This window comes from Brevundimonas sp., from assembly GCF_965279155.1.
Taxonomy (GTDB): Bacteria; Pseudomonadota; Alphaproteobacteria; order Caulobacterales; family Caulobacteraceae; genus Brevundimonas.
The window spans coordinates 3,219,565-3,235,473 of sequence record NZ_OZ257138.1 but is presented as its reverse complement, the minus strand read 5'-3'; the positions used below and the strand labels follow the sequence as shown (position 1 = coordinate 3,235,473).

Annotated in this window: 14 protein-coding genes and 2 tRNA genes; 9 read left to right on the top strand and 7 right to left on the bottom strand. The window is 67.1% G+C overall.

The features are described 5' to 3' along the window. Window positions 1-143: 143 nt before the first annotated feature. The 5 genes from ACQY72_RS15750 to ACQY72_RS15730 all read right to left on the bottom strand — a co-directional run bounded on the left by ACQY72_RS15750 (window position 144) and on the right by ACQY72_RS15730 (window position 6,854). Window positions 144-875 (bottom strand): TlyA family RNA methyltransferase, encoded by a 732-nt coding sequence (locus ACQY72_RS15750; RefSeq protein WP_428154744.1) that lies wholly within the window; start codon window positions 873-875, stop codon window positions 144-146. 28 nt (window positions 876-903) lie between these two features. After that, window positions 904-3,657, bottom strand: coding sequence for a valine--tRNA ligase (locus ACQY72_RS15745; protein WP_428154742.1), 2,754 nt, complete (start codon window positions 3,655-3,657; stop codon window positions 904-906). Between the two features lie 117 nt (window positions 3,658-3,774). Further along, window positions 3,775-4,383 carry a DUF2497 domain-containing protein gene (locus ACQY72_RS15740; RefSeq protein ID WP_428154740.1) on the bottom strand — a complete coding sequence of 203 codons (609 nt, stop codon included), beginning with the start codon at window positions 4,381-4,383 and terminating at the stop codon, window positions 3,775-3,777. 164 nt (window positions 4,384-4,547) lie between these two features. After that, window positions 4,548-6,083, bottom strand: a complete 1,536-nt coding sequence (locus ACQY72_RS15735; protein WP_428154739.1) for a TolC family outer membrane protein — start codon at window positions 6,081-6,083, stop codon at window positions 4,548-4,550. Window positions 6,084-6,224: 141 nt separating this feature from the next. Continuing rightward, complete coding sequence (locus tag ACQY72_RS15730) at window positions 6,225-6,854, bottom strand: protein-L-isoaspartate O-methyltransferase family protein (protein ID WP_428154737.1); 630 nt, start codon at window positions 6,852-6,854, stop codon at window positions 6,225-6,227. A 134-nt stretch (window positions 6,855-6,988) separates the two neighbouring features. On the opposite strand from ACQY72_RS15730, the gene ACQY72_RS15725 reads away from it, so the two are divergent. Beyond that, window positions 6,989-7,062 (top strand) — tRNA-Cys (locus tag ACQY72_RS15725). Between the two features lie 47 nt (window positions 7,063-7,109). Here ACQY72_RS15725 and ACQY72_RS15720 read toward each other — a convergent pair. After that, window positions 7,110-7,943 (bottom strand): TrmH family RNA methyltransferase, encoded by an 834-nt coding sequence (locus ACQY72_RS15720; protein ID WP_428154735.1) that lies wholly within the window; start codon window positions 7,941-7,943, stop codon window positions 7,110-7,112. Between the two features lie 42 nt (window positions 7,944-7,985). Between ACQY72_RS15720 and ACQY72_RS15715 the strand changes: the two genes are divergently transcribed. The 7 genes from ACQY72_RS15715 to mnhG all read left to right on the top strand — a co-directional run bounded on the left by ACQY72_RS15715 (window position 7,986) and on the right by mnhG (window position 14,267). After that, window positions 7,986-8,060 (top strand) — tRNA-Asn (locus tag ACQY72_RS15715). A 254-nt stretch (window positions 8,061-8,314) separates the two neighbouring features. Next, window positions 8,315-11,233 (top strand): monovalent cation/H+ antiporter subunit A, encoded by a 2,919-nt coding sequence (locus ACQY72_RS15710; protein WP_428154734.1) that lies wholly within the window; start codon window positions 8,315-8,317, stop codon window positions 11,231-11,233. Beyond that, the gene (locus ACQY72_RS15705; protein WP_428154732.1) at window positions 11,230-11,574 is read left to right on the top strand and encodes a Na+/H+ antiporter subunit C; all 345 of its coding nucleotides are present in this window, start codon (window positions 11,230-11,232) and stop codon (window positions 11,572-11,574) included. Before ACQY72_RS15710 ends, ACQY72_RS15705 begins: the two co-directional genes overlap by 4 nt. After that, window positions 11,571-13,166, top strand: coding sequence for a monovalent cation/H+ antiporter subunit D (locus ACQY72_RS15700; protein WP_428154730.1), 1,596 nt, complete (start codon window positions 11,571-11,573; stop codon window positions 13,164-13,166). The genes ACQY72_RS15705 and ACQY72_RS15700 overlap by 4 nt, the downstream gene beginning before the upstream one ends. Beyond that, window positions 13,163-13,651, top strand: coding sequence for a Na+/H+ antiporter subunit E (locus tag ACQY72_RS15695; RefSeq protein ID WP_428154728.1), 489 nt, complete (start codon window positions 13,163-13,165; stop codon window positions 13,649-13,651). Before ACQY72_RS15700 ends, ACQY72_RS15695 begins: the two co-directional genes overlap by 4 nt. Beyond that, entirely contained in the window at window positions 13,648-13,929 is a 282-nt protein-coding gene (locus tag ACQY72_RS15690; RefSeq protein WP_045810222.1) for a K+/H+ antiporter subunit F, read from the top strand. The genes ACQY72_RS15695 and ACQY72_RS15690 overlap by 4 nt, the downstream gene beginning before the upstream one ends. Next, the gene (mnhG, locus tag ACQY72_RS15685) at window positions 13,926-14,267 is read left to right on the top strand and encodes a monovalent cation/H(+) antiporter subunit G (protein ID WP_428154727.1); all 342 of its coding nucleotides are present in this window, start codon (window positions 13,926-13,928) and stop codon (window positions 14,265-14,267) included. The genes ACQY72_RS15690 and mnhG overlap by 4 nt, the downstream gene beginning before the upstream one ends. Before the next feature lie 108 nt (window positions 14,268-14,375). Here mnhG and ACQY72_RS15680 read toward each other — a convergent pair whose 3' ends face one another. Then, window positions 14,376-15,107, bottom strand: coding sequence for a hypothetical protein (locus tag ACQY72_RS15680; RefSeq protein WP_428154725.1), 732 nt, complete (start codon window positions 15,105-15,107; stop codon window positions 14,376-14,378). A gap of 111 nt (window positions 15,108-15,218) precedes the next feature. On the opposite strand from ACQY72_RS15680, the gene ACQY72_RS15675 reads away from it, so the two are divergent. Beyond that, a complete protein-coding gene (locus tag ACQY72_RS15675; protein WP_428154723.1) occupies window positions 15,219-15,824 on the top strand; it encodes a TIGR00730 family Rossman fold protein in 606 nt (201 codons plus the stop codon). Window positions 15,825-15,909: the final 85 nt, after the last annotated feature.

The following is a 15,909-nucleotide window of genomic DNA, read 5'->3' as shown; positions in this document are numbered from 1 at the left end:
AGCCCCCCTGTCGATCGACGACGTGACGGGAGCCGCTGGAGGATCAGTCCTCCGGCGGTTTCTCTTTGTTTAGGGGCTATCGCGCTTCGCGCTGCATGAGCTCGTGTTTGGGGGCTACCGGCGTTCAGCTTAATTGATCTGATTTAGTTGGGTTTTTTCGCCCACAGCAGGAACTCGACATTCCCATCGCCACCGGTGATGGGGCTTTCGGTCGTGGCCTGCACGATCCAGCCGAAAGCCTCCAACCAGTCGCGAACGCGCTGCACGGCAGAAGCGTGGGCCTGCGGATCCTTGACCACGCCCTTCTTGCCCCCGCCCGGGCCGTCGGCCTCGAACTGGGGCTTGACCAAGGTGATCAGGTCCGCGTCCGGCGCCGCCAAGTCGAGTGCGGCGGGCAAGACCTTGGCCAGGCTAATGAAACTGGCGTCGCACACGATCAGGGACGGCGCCGGCGAGATCAATTCGGGGGTCAGGTCGCGCGCATCGGTGCGCTCCAGATTGACCACGCGCGTATCGGCGGCGACCCGGTCGTGCATCTGGCCGAACCCGACATCGACGGCGAACACCTGGGCCACGCCGCGATCCAGCAGAACCTCGGTGAAGCCGCCGGTCGACGCCCCCACATCCAGCGCCACCTTGCCCTCGACGACGACAGGCCACACGGTCAGGGCGTGATCCAGCTTCAACGCGCCTCGACCGACCCAGCGGTGTGCCGGCTGGGCGTCCAGCGCAATGTCGTCCGCAAACTGTTCGGACGCCTTCCGCACGATCACGCCGTCGGCCAGAACCAGTCCCGCCTCGATCGCTGCGCGCGCTTGCGAGCGACTGCCAAACAGGCCGCGTGCGACCAGAAGCTGATCAATCCGCGTCTTCACGCCCGCGTCCTCGTCAGAGGAAAAGAATTCAAAGCGACGCCAGCCGCGTCAGCGCCGCCTGCAGTTTGACCTTGCCGGCCTCAGCCTCAGCCAACTTGGCGCGTTGTTCGTCCACCACTTCGGGTGCGGCGCGCGACACGAAGTTGGGGTTGCCCAGCTTCTTGTTCACATGGCCGATATCGCTTTCGAAGACGGCGATCTCCTTCTCCAACCGCGCCCGTTCGGCCGTCAGGTCGATGATCCCCGCCAGCGACAGGGCGACCGTCGAACCGCCCGAAACGAAGGTCACGGCCCCGGTCGGCGCAGCGTCCGCCGAGCCGACCTCGGACACCCGGCCCAGGGTCAGGATCAGGTCGCGGTGGCGCGCCAGCCGTTCAGCCGTGACGGCGTCCGGCGCGACGAAGGCCAGCGGCGGCTTTGCCGACGGCGGCACATTCATCTCGGCGCGCAGCCCCCGGATTTCGCCGACCAGATCGACTAGCCAGCCGATTTCGGCCTCGGCCGAGGCGTCGATGAAGGCGTTCGGCAGCACAGGCCATTCGGCGCCGATCAGCAGGCCTTCCCTCGCCGGACCTTCCTTGCCCAGTTCGGCCCAAAGTTCCTCGGTGATGAAGGGCATGACCGGGTGCAGCAGCTTCAGCGTCTGGTCCAGGGTCCAGGCGGTCATGGCCCGCGTCTCGGCCTTGGCGGCTTCATCGGCGCCGTTGAACACCGGCTTGGCCAGTTCCAGATACCAGTCGCAGAAGACGTTCCAGACGAAGCGATACAGGGCGCCCGCCGCATCGTCGAACCGCCCGCCCTCGATGGCCTCGGACACCGCCCGCTCGGCCTTGGTCAGCTCGCCACGGATCCATCGGTTGATCGTCTGTTCGACCGTCGCCACATCGAAGCCCTCGACGCGCTGCGCCTCGTTCATCTGGCTGAACCGGGCGGCGTTCCACAGCTTGGTGCCGAAGTTGCGATAGCCCTCGATCCGCTGTTTCGACAGCTTGATGTCGCGCGTGCCCGACAGGATGGCCATGGTGAACCGCAGCGGATCGGCGCCCAGTTCGTCGATGATGCCCAGGGGGTCGATGACGTTCCCCTTGGACTTGCTCATCTTCTGGCCCTTCTCGTCGCGGACCAGGCCGTTGATGATGACGCGCTTGAACGGCACCTCGCCCATGAAGTGCTGACCCATCATCATCATCCGGGCGACCCAGAAGAAGATGATGTCCGCCGCCGTGACCAGGTCGCTGGTCGGATAGAACCGCTCCAGATCCTCGGTCTTCTCGGGCCAGCCCATGGTCGAGAACGGCCACAGAGCCGAGCTGAACCAGGTATCGAGGACGTCCTCGTCCTGGGTCAGGGCGACCTCGGAATCATAGTCCGCCATCGCCTGCTCACGGGCGTCCTCTTCCGTCTCGGCGACATAGATTTCGCCGTTCGGGCCGTACCAGGCCGGGATGCGATGGCCCCACCAAAGCTGGCGGCTGATGCACCACGGCTCGATGTTGCGCAGCCATTCGAAATAGATCTTCTCGTACGATTTCGGCTCGAACACCGTGTCGCCCTGCTCCACCGCCTTCAGCGCAGGCTGGGCCAGGACCTTGGCATCGACGTACCACTGGTCCGTCAGCCAGGGCTCGATGACGACGCCGGAACGGTCGCCGTGTGGGACGACATGCTTGGTCTTCTCGATCTCGCGCAGCCAGCCCTCTTCCTCGGCGCGGGCGACGATGGCCTTGCGCGCGGCGAAACGGTCCATGCCGACATAGTCGGACGGCACGTCCGCGGTATCCACGTCGGTGATGCGCCCGAACGCGTCGAGGATATTCAGCGACGGCAGGCCCGCGCGCTTGCCAACGCCGAAGTCGTTGAAATCATGCGCTGGTGTGATCTTCACCGCGCCCGATCCCTTGGTCGGATCGGCATAGTCGTCGGCGACGATGGGGATGCGACGGCCAACGATGGGCAGGGTCACGAACTTGCCGATCAGGCCGGCATACCTCTCATCCTCGGGGTGAACGGCCACGCCGGTGTCGCCCAGCATGGTCTCGGGCCGGGTCGTGGCGACGACGATGAAGTCGCGCGTCTCCCATTCCGTCGCCTTGCCGTCCTCGTCGAAGGCGATGGGGTGTTCGTAGGTGACGGGCTTTCCGTCTTCATCGGGGGCCAGCGGATAGGCGAAATGCCAATAGGCGCCGTCCACCTCGCGCTGCTCGACCTCCAGGTCCGAGATGGCGGTCTGGAAATGCGGATCCCAGTTCACCAGCCGTTTGTCGCGATAGATCAGGCCTTCCTTGTGCAGTTGCACGAACACCTTGCGCACGGCGGCGTTCAGCCCCTCGTCCAGGGTGAAGCGCTCGCGCGACCAGTCGCAGGATGCCCCAAGGCGACGCAGTTGCTGGACGATGGCGCCGCCGCTCTCGGCCTTCCATTTCCAGACCTTTTCGATGAAGGCGTCACGACCCATGTCGCGCCGGCTGATATTGCCGGCTGCGGCCATCTGGCGTTCGACCACCATCTGGGTGGCGATACCGGCGTGGTCCGTGCCCGGCAGCCACAGCACCGCCTTGCCCTTCATCCGGTGATAGCGAGCCAGGATGTCCTGCAGCGTGTTGTTCAGCGCATGGCCGACGTGCAGGCTGCCGGTCACGTTCGGCGGCGGAATGACGATCGAATAGGCGTCGGCGGCGCCGTCGGTCGCGGCGGCGGCGCGCGGCGCGAACAGGCCGCTCTTTTCCCACTGAGCGTAAAGGCGGGGCTCGGCGGCCTGGGGTTCGAAGGTCTTCTCAAGCATGGGACTTCTTTGATCGTTGTCGTGCGGCGCAAGCGGCGCGGCCACACGGGGCCTCGAATGACAAAGGGCGGCCCCAGCAGGAGCCGCCCTTCGATTAGTCTGCGGTGAAGCGAAGGGCTAGGCGCTGCGCGCGATGCGTTCGACTTCCTTTTGTACCGCCGCCTGGACGATGCCCGGCAGATTGTTGTCCAGCCAGTCCTTCAGCAAGGGGCGCAGCATCTCGGCGACCATGGCCTCGACCGTGTTGCCGCTGACGAAGGGCAGGTCGCCCGACGCGGCCTGGGCCGGTTCTGGCTTCTTGAACGAGGCCGCCAAACCGGCGAAGGCCGAGGCGGCGCTGGCGGCGGCGCTGTCGCCAACCAGGGTGTCATAGGAGGGCGCAGGCTCGGGCGCCGATTCGGCATAGACCGGAGCGGCTTCCGGCTCGGGCTGATAGGGTTCGGGCGTGTGTTCGACCACGTCCAGGTCGCCGATGATCTCCGCTGGCGCTTCGTAGCGGTCGGTCAGTTCCAGCACGTCGTCCTCGACGGCGGCGGGTTCAGGCGTCGGCTCGACCGGTGCGGCGAAGATGGTCTCGGCCGCAAGCGGCTCGGGCACAGGTTCAGGCGTGGCTTCAGGCGCAGCCGCAGCGGGCGTCTCGGCCGGAGCGTCGTCTTCGGAGATGATCCGGCGAATCGACGCCAGGATCTCTTCCATGGTCGGTTCCTGGGCGGACTGATCGGTCATGGCGCAACCTTGGGCGAGGCCTGGGAAGAAGTTGGCTTACGGACTAGGCCGCACGCCGCGAAAGGGTCAGGCGCCGAACGACGGATCGTTCGGCGCCTATGCCTTGTCGTCGCATCTTCGCCCGTCGGAATCAACGGGCGGTTTCAGTCCGTATTCGGCGGCCGTCAGTTCTGCGGCGCGGTGCGGACGATCTCGCCTTTCAGCTGCGTGTCGATCGGCGCATCGGCGGCGTCGGCGGCGGCGACGATCGGCGGCGAGGCCACGCGGTCCAATGTCTCGATCACGCCATCCCACGGCAGGCCGCCGCGTCCCTTGACCCGGTCGTAGTTGGTCGCGGGATCATAGGCGTCGAGGGTCGGGTTCAGCGCAGGGCCTTCCAGCTGACCCATGGCGGCCAGCAGCGAGGCGCGGGCCACATATTCGGCGGCGCGCGCGCTGGCCACCAAGGTCTGCGAGTTCCGCAGGGCCAATTCCTGGTTCAGCACGTCCAGCGTGGTGCGCAGACCGACCTGGGCCTCCTGACGCACGCCCTCGGCGGCGACCGAGGCGGCGCGAACCGCTTCGCTGCCTGCCGACACCGTGGCGCGGGTGGACAGCACCTGGGCGTAAGCCGAGCTGACGTTCTGAAGCACAGTACGACGCTCACCCTCGATGCCTATCTGGGCGGCGTTGGCGCGTTCCAGCGCCTGGGCGACGCGCGAACGGTTCAGACCGCCCGTGAACAGCGGCACCGACAGGGTGGCGCCGGCGGTGAAGCTGCGACGGTCCGCCAGTTCACCCAGATCGCCCAGATCGTTGGTCGAACCGCCATACGAAGCGGTGGCGCGAACAGACGGCAGATATTCCGAGCGGGCGGCGGCGACGGCCGCCTCTGCGCCTTGCAGCGTATAGGTGGCGGCCAGCACGCCGGGATTCCGCTGAAGGGCGGTTTCAATGGCGACGTCAAAGTCGCTGGGCACGGCCGGCAGGGCCGGCGCGGCTTCCAGATCGCTAGGCGATTGGCCGACGACGGCGGCATAGGCGGCGCGCGAGGTGGACAGCTGGGCCTGGGCGTTGGCCAGATCGGCCTCCGACTGCGCCTGCGAGGCCTCGGCCTGGGCCACGTCGGTGCGGGTGATCTCGCCGACCTCGAAGCGGGCGCTGGTCTCTTCCAGCTGGCGTTGCAGGACGGTCAGGTTTTCCTGGCGGATACGCAGGATTTCCATGTCGCGGGTCACGTTCACATAGGCCTGGATGACCGACAGCATGACCGACTGTTCGATCTCGCGCAGGTTCTCGCGGCCGGCCAGGACGCTGGCGCGGGCCTGGTCGATGGCGCGCGAGGTGCGGCCGGCGGTCCAGATGTTCTGGCTCAGGCTGACGCCCACATTTGCGCCGTCGGTTTCCGACGAGGAGGACGAAACCTGGGTGTCCGGCACGCCGTCGCCGTTGGTGTCGACGAACTGGGTCACGGTGGGGAAGTCGCTGCGGGTGTAATCCACGCCCGCCGAGGCGCTCAGGGTCGGACGCAGGCCGGAGCGGGCCTGGACCACAGTCTCATCCAGCGCGCGCTGGGTGGCGCGCTGGGCCAACAGGTTGGGATTGGTCCGATAGGCCAGGGCGATCGCGTCCTGCAGCGTCTCTGCCCAGGCAGGCGCGCCCAGTCCGGTCATCACGGCGACCACTGCGGCCGAAGCCAGCACACGCGAGCGTTTCAACATTGTCCGTCCTTGCCTGACGCCCCCCGAGGAACGCCCGAATGTTTTCTCAAGCGTAACTGCGGCCTGACCGAACCACACGCCAGTTAAGTTTTCTTCACGGTTGCGAACGGGATTTCCGTCGCAACCGCGCGTCTCTTTGTCTTACAGCGCGAAAGTGGGGGCCGGCGTCAGCTCGGCAAGGACCGACGGCGACGAATCGAACAGTTCACGGCGCGACAGGCCTTCGCGCGTCTGCACATACAGGGCCGCCTTGCCGATGGCGCCGCGACGCTCGACCACCACGATCCGGCCGCCGGGACGCAGGGCGGCGCCCCACGATTCGGGCAGGCTCTGCACGCCGCCTTCGGAAATGATCAGGTCCCAGCCCTCGCCGGTCGGCTGGGCCAGCGGCGCGACGACCGTCGTCACACCCTCGGCCGCCAGGGCCTCGCCGACCACGGCGAAGACAGCGTCGTCCGATTCCTGAGCGGTGACCGCCACGCCCATGCGCGCCAGCACAGCGGCGGCGTAGGGGGCGGCGATGGCCAAGGCCTTCTCGCCTGTCCGCGCATCGGCGGCCTGCAGCAACTTGGCGACGTCGCGCGCGGGCATCAGGCGACGCTCGCCGGCGATGACCACCGATTCTTCGGAATAGGCGGCGAAGGCGCGGTCGGGCGCGCAGTACGATTCACGCGGCACGGCCATCATGGCCAGGTGAATGGCGCGATCCGTCACGTCGTTCACCCGCACCTGCGAGTCGACCATAGCCTTGCGCTCTGCGGTGAAATCCATCTTTAGGCAGCCTTCAACGATAATCCGGGAGGAAAACTCGCGCGCTTATAGGTCCGTGCGTTGCAGCGGACAATCCGATCTGATAGCGAACGCCCCTCGCGATGACCGCCCCCGAGAAATTGGGGACCAAAAGCGGCCTGATGGCGGAGTGGTGACGCAGAGGACTGCAAATCCTTGCACCCGGGTTCGATTCCCGGTCAGGCCTCCATCGCGATGACACGGACGAAGGCCGCCCCTCGGGGCGGCCTTCGCGTTTCAGCCCCGCGCCAGCGCCGTCGTCGTCAGATGATGCAGGGCCACAGCGCTGGTGGCGGCGACGTTCAGCGAATCGAACCCGCCCGCCATGGCGATGCCGATGGGCCGGCAGCGGTCGATCAGCTTTCGCGGCAGACCCGGCCCCTCCGACCCCAGAACCAAGGCGACCGGCCCCGTGCGCCGATAATCCGACAGGCGCTCGGTCGCCGACGGCGTCAGGGCCAGCACTTCGACGCCCGCCTGTTGCAGCGCGTCCACGATCACCTCGCCCTCGGCGATGGCGAACGGCGTGCGCAGCACGGCCCCGACCGAGACGCGAATGGCCTTGCGGTAAAAGGGATCGCAGCAGGTCGCATCCAGCAACACCGCCTTGGCCCCGAAGGCGGCGGCGTTCCGGAACAGCCCACCCATATTGTCGTGATTGCCGATGCCGCTGGCGACGACGAACACGTCCTGAGGCCCCACATCCGCCAGCAGTTCGGCCAGCGACGGCGGCGCAGGCTTTTCGCCCAGGGCCAATATGCCCCGGTGAAGCTCGAACCCGGCGATCCGGTCCAGCACCGGCTGGCGCGCCACATAGACGGGTGTTGCGGGCGGCAAGGCTTGGATCACATCCGTCAGGGCCGCCACCCTCTTCTCGGCCAGCAGCAGCGACAGCGGCCGACAGCGCGACGCCGCCGACGCCAGCCCACGCACCACCACCTCCCCTTCGGCGATGAACAGGCCCTGGCGGCCCGTCAGATCGCGTTCGCGGATGTCTCGATAGGCCGCAACACGCGGGTCTTCGGGATCGTCGATAATTATCGGGTCGATTTGCTCAATTTCCCATTGCAAGATCAGAACAGGCGCTGCTATAGGCCCGCCTCCCGAGCATGTTCCGCGGTAGCTCAGTGGTAGAGCAGCCGACTGTTAATCGGCTGGTCGTAGGTTCGAATCCTACCCGCGGAGCCACTCGGGAGTAAAGGCCGCCGTTCTTACAGGCCTTTGATCTAAGCCCCTCCCCCACAAAGCAATATTCGCCAAGCATCGCCCGCCCGGCTGCTTGCCGTCGCCAGATCGCATGACCGCCATGGAGCGCCAACGCGCCGTGGTGTCGCTTTGACGCGCCGCTTTCCAGTTCGTAGGTGAAGGGCGATCAGAACCTTGCCGAACCTTGAGCGTTCGGCCATGCCACCCGCGAGACTTCGGAGAGACGCGCCGCCGTAATGTCCATCAGCTTCCTTCTCGTCGTCATCCTGGTCCTACCGTTCCTCGGCGCCATCGTCGCGTCCGGTCTGCCGCGTCACGCGCGCACCGCCGCCGCCATCCTGTCGTGGGTTGTGGCCCTGGTCAGCCTGGGGTGTCTGGCGGCGCTGTGGCCGATGTTCCAGGACGGGGAGACGCTGCGCTACGAGATCCCCTGGCTTCCGTCGCTGGGGGTCAATCTGGTGCTGCGGCTGGACGGGCTGTCGTGGTTGTTCAGCGCCCTGATCCTGGGGATCGGCGCCTTGGTGGTGCTGTATGCCCGCTATTACATGTCGCCGAAGGATCCGGTGCCGCGGTTCTTCTCCTTCCTGCTGGCCTTCATGGGCGCGATGCAGGGGGTGGTGTTGTCGGGCAACCTGATCCAGCTGGTGGTCTTCTGGGAACTGACCAGCCTCTTCTCCTTCCTGCTGATCGGTTATTGGCACCAAAATTCGGCCGCGCGCGAAGGCTCGCGCATGGCCCTGACGGTGACGGCGACGGGCGGGATCGCCCTGCTGGTCGGCATGATCCTGATCGGGCGGATCGTCGGCAGCTACGATCTGGATGTCGTCCTGGCCTCGCGAGAGGCGATCCAGGAGAGCCCGCTCTATCTGCCGGCCCTGCTGCTGTTGCTGCTTGGCGCCATGACCAAGAGCGCCCAGTTCCCGTTCCACTTCTGGCTGCCGCGCGCCATGGCCGCGCCGACGCCGGTCAGCGCCTATCTGCATTCCGCGACCATGGTGAAGGCGGGCATCTTCCTGCTGATCCGTTTCTGGCCGGTCTTTGCGGGGACCGAGAGCTGGTATCTGATCGTGGGCGGCATGGGTCTGGCCACCCTGTTGCTGGGCGCCTGGTGCGCCATCTTCCAGCATGATCTGAAGGGCCTGCTGGCCTATTCGACCATCAGCCACCTGGGCCTGATCGTGCTGTTGCTGGGGCTGGGAAGCCCGCTGGGCTGTATCGCCGCCATCTTCCACACGGTGAACCACGCCACCTTCAAGGCCTCGCTGTTCATGGCCGCCGGCATCATCGATCACGAGGCCTGCACGCGGGATATGAGGAAGCTCAGCGGCCTGTTCCGCTTCATGCCCTTCACCGCGACCCTGGCCATGGTGGCGGCGGCGGCCATGGCGGGCGTGCCGCTGCTGAACGGTTTCCTGTCCAAGGAGATGTTCCTGGCCGAGGCGGTGGCCAGCGTACACACCCACGGACTGAACCTGCTGCTGCCCGCTCTGGCGACCTTGGCCAGCGCCTTCAGCGTCCTGTATTCGCTGCGCTTCATCCATACGACCTTCTTCGGCCCGCCGCCGACCAAGCTGGACCGCGTGCCGCACGAGCCGGTCGCCTGGATGCGGCGTCCGGTCGAGGTGCTGGTGGCCCTGTGCCTGGTCGTGGGCATCTTCCCGGCTGTAACGGTGGGTCCGTTCCTGAAAAGCGCCGCCGTCTCGGTGCTGGGCTTCGACCTGCCCTATTACAGCCTGGCCCTGTGGCACGGGTTCAACCTGCCGCTGGTGCTGAGCCTCATCGCCCTGGCGGGAGGCGTGGCCCTGTATGTCGTCTTCGGCAAGCGGATCAACGCCAACCCGCGCGGCGGCCCCTGGGGCTGGAAGCGGCTGAACGGCGGCTGGTTGTTCGAACGGGCGATGACCGGCCTGTTCAAGGGTTCCGAAGTGCTGGTCCGCCTGTTCGGCGCGACGCGACAACAGCCGCAGTTGCGCGCCATCGTCCTGGTCGCCCTGCTGGCGGGCGGTCTGGCCGCCCTCGGCGCGGGCCTGGTCATCAGGCCGATCATGCCGACGCCGACCCTGGCGAACTGGGCGTTTGCGGGCCTGTGGCTGGTCGGCGCCAGTTGCGCGGTCGCGGCGGCTTGGCAGGCGAAGTATCACCGGCTGGCGGCCGTGGTTCTGATGGGCGGGGCGGGTCTGGCCAGCTGCCTGTCCTTCGTCTGGCTGTCGGCGCCGGACCTGGCCGTGACCCAGTTGCTGGTCGAGGTGGTGACCACCGTCCTTCTGCTGCTGGGCCTGCGCTGGTTGCCGAAGCGGCTGGAGACCATCCGCCTGCCCCAGGCCATGGAACGGCGTTCGCGTCGCCGCCGCCGCATCGACGTCGTCATCGCCGCAGCCGTCGGCACGGCCCTCGCCGCCATCTCCTACGCGGTGATGACGCGGCCGTCGGTCGAGGGAATTTCGCGCTTCTTCGTGGAGCACGCCTACAAGGACGCGGGCGGGCGCAACATCGTCAACGTCATCCTGGTCGACTTCCGCGCCTTCGACACCTTCGGCGAGATCACGGTCCTGGGCATCGTCGGTCTGACGATCTTCGCCCTGCTGCGCCGGTTCCGCCCAGCGGACGACACCCTGCCGGATCCCAGTCAGCAGAAGGCCCAGAACGCCTCGGATCGCGATCACGACACCCGCTCGGAAGGCGATACCCTGAAGGAGACCATGCTGATCCCACGCGTGGTCATGCGCTGGATCTTCCCCTTCATCATCCTGTTGGCGGTGCATCTGTTCCTGCGCGGGCATGACCTGCCGGGCGGTGGGTTCGCGGCTGGCGTGGCCCTGTCGATCGCCTTCATCCTGCAATATATGGCCTCGGGCGCCCGGTGGGTGGAGGAGCGGCTGGCCATCCGCCCCATCTTCTGGATCGGCGCCGGTCTGGTGATCGCGGCGCTCAGCGGGATCGGGTCGTGGCTGTTCGGCTACCCGTTCCTGACCTCGTGGTTCCAGTATGCAGACCTGCCGATCCTGGGCCGTGTGCCTTTGGCCAGCGCCGTGTTGTTCGACCTGGGCGTGGTGGTCCTGGTCGTCGGCGCCACCGTTCTGACCCTGGTCGCCCTGGCGCACCAGTCGCTGCGCAAGCCAAAGCAGAGAGACGCCGAGGAAGGAGAGCCGTCATGATGGAACTGGTTCTCGCCCTCGCCATCGGCGTGCTGGCGGCCTCGGGCGTCTGGCTGCTGCTTCGCCCCCGCACCTTCCAGGTCATCATGGGGCTGTCGCTGCTGTCCTATGCGGTCAACATCTTCATCTTCGCCATGGGACGGCTGAAGTCGGGCGCGCCGCCCGTGCTGGCGGGCGATGTCTCCGATCCGGCGCGCTACACCGACCCGACGCCCCAGGCCCTGGTCCTGACGGCCATCGTCATCAGCTTCGCCCTGACGGCCTTGTTCCTGGTGGTCATCCTGGCCGCGCGCGGCATCACCGGCAGCGACCATGTCGACGGCAAGGAGCCTGACGCATGACCGACTGGCACGCCCATCTGATCATCGGCCCCATCGTTCTGCCGATGATCATCGCCTCGGCCATGCTGCTGGTGGACGAGCGTCGTCGCATCCTGAAGGCCTCGCTAAGCCTGGCCGCCATGGCGGCCATTCTGGTCATGGCCTTGGTCCTGCTGCACGAGAGCGCCAATGGCGCGGTGGGCGGCGGCGACACCGCGCGCGTCTATCGCCTGGGATCATGGGCCGCGCCCTACGGCGTCGTCCTGGTCGCCGACCGGCTGTCGACGATGATGGTGGCCCTGACCAGCGTCCTGGGCGGCTGCGCTCTGATCTTCGCCCTGGCGCGGTGGGACCGGGCCGGGCCGCGTTTCCACGCCCTGTTCCTGCTGCTGATCATGGGGGTCAACGGCGCCCTGTTGACCGGCGACCTGTTCAACCTGTTCGTCTTCTTCGAGGTGATGCTGGCCGCCTCCTACGGCCTGGCCCTGCATGGTTCGGGCGAGGCCAGGGTGCGGGCGGGCGTGATCTATATCGCCGTCAACCTGACCGCCTCCCTGCTGTTCCTGATCGGCGTCAGCCTGATCTATGGGGTGACGGGCACGCTGAATATGGCCGATCTGGCGATGCGGGTTCCCACCATCGCGGCGGGCGACCGGGGCCTGTTCCACATCGGGGCGGCGGTGCTGGGCACGGCCTTCCTGGTCAAATGCGCCATGTGGCCCGTCGGCTTCTGGCTGACCTCGACCTATTCAGCCGCCAGCGCCCCGGCGGCGGCGGTCTTCGCCATCCTGTCCAAGGTCGGGGTCTATGTGATCATCCGGCTCAGCATGCTGTTGTTCGGCGCAGACGCAGGGGCGTCGGCCGGGTTCGGGCTCACATGGCTGATGTTCGGCGGCCTGGCGACCATCGCCTTCGGCACATTCGGCCTGATCGCCTCGCGCGATCTGTCCCGCGCCGCCGGGTTCGGGGTGATGATCTCGTCGGGCACTGTGCTGGCGATCCTGGGCGTCGGCGATACGGCTGCCCTCAGCGGCGCGCTCTTCTATCTGATCGGCTCGACCCTGGCCTGCGCGGCCCTGTTCCTGCTGGCCGAGATCCTGCAGCGCGGACGCGAGACCGATGTGGGCGAGGCGCGCGCCGTCTTCGACGATGAATATCGTGACCCGTTCGACGATGAGGAACGCAATGAGCCCGGCCTGGTCATCCCGGCGGCCGTGGCGGCCCTGGGCGGCGCCTTCCTGATCTGCACCCTGATGGTGGCGGGCATGCCACCCCTCGCGGGCTTCGTCGGCAAACTGTCGATGATCAGCGCGTTAGTCGGCGTCGGCGGAGCGGCTGCGTGGACGCTGGTGGCGGTGCTGTCGGTGTCCAGCCTCGGCGCCCTGATCGGTCTGACCCGTCTGGGCGTCGGCGCCATCTGGACCCGCGACGAGGATGCCCCGCCTTTCGTTGTGGGCGCGGCCGAACTGACGGCGGTCGCCGCCCTGCTCGGCGCCTGCGTCTTCCTGGCCATCTTCGCCGGGTCCGCCCTGATCTACACCGACCACACGGCGGCCTGCCTGGCCGAGCCGCAGGGCTACATCCACGCCGTCCTGGGCGGAGGCGGCCGATGAGACGCATCCTTCCCTACCCCGTCCTGTCGCTGGGCCTGTTCGTCGCCTCGATCCTGCTCAGCGCGTCGATCGCCCCGCCGTCTCTGGTGCTCGCCCTTCTGCTGGCCCTGCTGGCGCCGATCATCATGCTGGCCTTGGGCGTCGATCGCGTCCGGTTGAAGGCGCCGAAGGCCATGGCGCGCCTCGCCGTAGACGTCATCGGCGACGTGGTGCGATCGAACTGGGCCGTGGCCCAGATCATCCTGGGTCACCGTCGCCATGAGCGGACGTCCGGCTTCATCCATATCCCGCTGGATCTGCGCGACCGATACGGCCTGGCGGTCCTGGCCATCATCGTCACCTCGACGCCCGGCACCCTGTGGGTCGAATACGAGTCCGCGACCGGCCGGCTGCTGCTGCACGTGCTCGACCTGGTGGACGAAGAGACCTGGGTGCGCCTGATCAAGGATCGCTACGAGCGCCGGCTGATGGAGATCTTCGAATGACGGCGGCGGTGCTGACCTGGGGCCTGGGTCTGGCCCAGCTGATGCTGATCTGCGCCATGGGCCTGGCCGCCTGGCGTATCATCCACGGCCCGCGCGCCCAGGATCGCGTGCTGGGCATGGACACCCTCTATCTGAACGGCATGCTTCTGGTGGTGGTGTTCGGCATCCGCACCAACAGCCAGCTCTATTTCGAGGCCGCCCTGGTGATCGGCATGCTGGGCTTCGCCGCCACCGTAGCCCTGGCCAAGTTCCTGATGCGCGGCGAGGTGATCGAATGACCCAGGCTGAAGTTCCCGCATGGGCCGCCTTCGTCGTCGTGGGTTTGGCGCTCGCCGGCTCGGCCCTGTCGCTGCTGGGCGCGGTCGGCCTGACGCGGCTGAAGACCTTCTACGAGCGTGTCCACGCGCCGACGTTGGGCGCGCCCCTGGGCATGGCGCTGGTGCTGGCGGCGTCGGTGGTGTGGTTCACGACAGTCGAGGGGCGGTTCATGCCGCGCGAAATCCTGATCGGTCTGTTCCTGACCGTCACGACGCCTGTCACCCTGATCCTTCTGGCCCGCGCCGCCCTGTTCCGGGATCGCACGGAAAAGACGAAAGACACGCCCGACAAGGGCTGAGCTGCGATCAAAAAAAGAAGCCCGGCGGGGGCGCCGGGCTGAAACAAGGTTCGGTGATGGTGTCCCTGAGGACGATCCTCTTAGTTAACCAAATTGGTTTCCAGGACGTTAACCGACCCGATCCGGCAGCCACGCCGACTGGCGACCGTTCGGCGCCACAGGCCAGGTGATCCGCCAGCCCTGCCCCGCCCGCTCGATGACGAACCCCGTCGCACCGCCCGCGCCCGGATAGTCGACGCTCTTGCCGTTCACCGTGATCGTCGCTGCGCCCGCTTGTCCTGTGACGGCGCGCCACCGCCCGCGCCCGATCGCCGTCGCCGTCACGCCGACGCCGTTGATGGTCACGACGGGCGCCGTGCTTTCCGCCTGACCCGACGCCATCAGCGTGGCGCCGTCCGAGTCCACGGCGTCCAGCCCGCCTGCGCCGTCCAGACGGACGGTCGGCTGGCCTGCGGCGATCAGCGCGACAGGCCCCGCTCCGCCCTGGATGACCACCAATGTCTCGGGCGAGACGGCAGCGTCCTCGCCCACCTGCACCTCGGGCGTGAACCGGACATCGCCGTGCAGGGGCGGCAATCGAAGTTCGAATCGGCCCGCCCCATCCGCGCTGGCCGCCACCGCAGCCGCATCGGGCGCACGCAACACCACGCGCGCGTTCGGACCCGCCGCCCCGCGCACGACCAGCACCCCGCCATCACGGGTCACACCGTCGATCAGCGGCGGCCGGACCCAGGGCGAGGCTTCGTCCGCCCCTGTCGGCCCCGCCACGCCGCCTTGCGGATCGGAACAGGCCGCCGCAGCCAGGACCGCGACACACGCGACGATCATCCGACGTTTCATCCTGCGCCTCTACGATATAGGACTGGCGACCCAGCGGCTTGAGCCTGTGTTAGCTTGAGCGCCGTCGGTTTGGCCATGGCCAGATCGGGTATTCGTTTTCTTCGAGGCTCCATGTCCCTACCCCCCGTTTCGTTCCTGCCGTTCGACGGCTCTTCCGTCTGCCTGTTCTGCGGCGCCTCCGAAACCGCCGATCCTTCCTACACCGAGGCCGCCTACGCCTTCGGCAAGGCGACGGCCGAGGCCGGATGGCGGCTGGTCTATGGCGGCGGCGGCGTGGGCCTGATGGGCGCCTCGGCGCGCGGCGCGCACGAAGCGGGCGGCCGGGTCGTCGGCATCATGCCGGCTTTCCTGCGCAGCCGCGAACGCCTGTTCGACGAGGTCGAGACCGTCGTCGTCACCTCTATGCACGAGCGCAAGCAACTGATGTACGACCAATCCGACGCCTTCGTGGTCGCCCCCGGCGGCATCGGCACCCTGGAAGAAGTCGTCGAACTGCTGTCGTGGAAGCGGCTGGACCTGCACCACAAGCCGGTGGTCTTTTTAAACCTGAACGGCTTCTGGAACGGCTTCTTCGCCCTGATGAAGCACAGCGTCGAGGAAGGCATGACCCCGCCTTCGTTCCTCGACGCCTGGACCGTCGCCGAGACGGTCGAAGAGGCGATGGCCCAGGTTCAGGGTGGCGGCGACATGCCGCAGGTGAAACATGATCAGCGATAAGTGATCGTCGCTAATATTCGCGCGACTACGTATTGACAGTTTTTATGGAAAACTGACATTGGGGCTCAGCGGCACGACGCCGTTC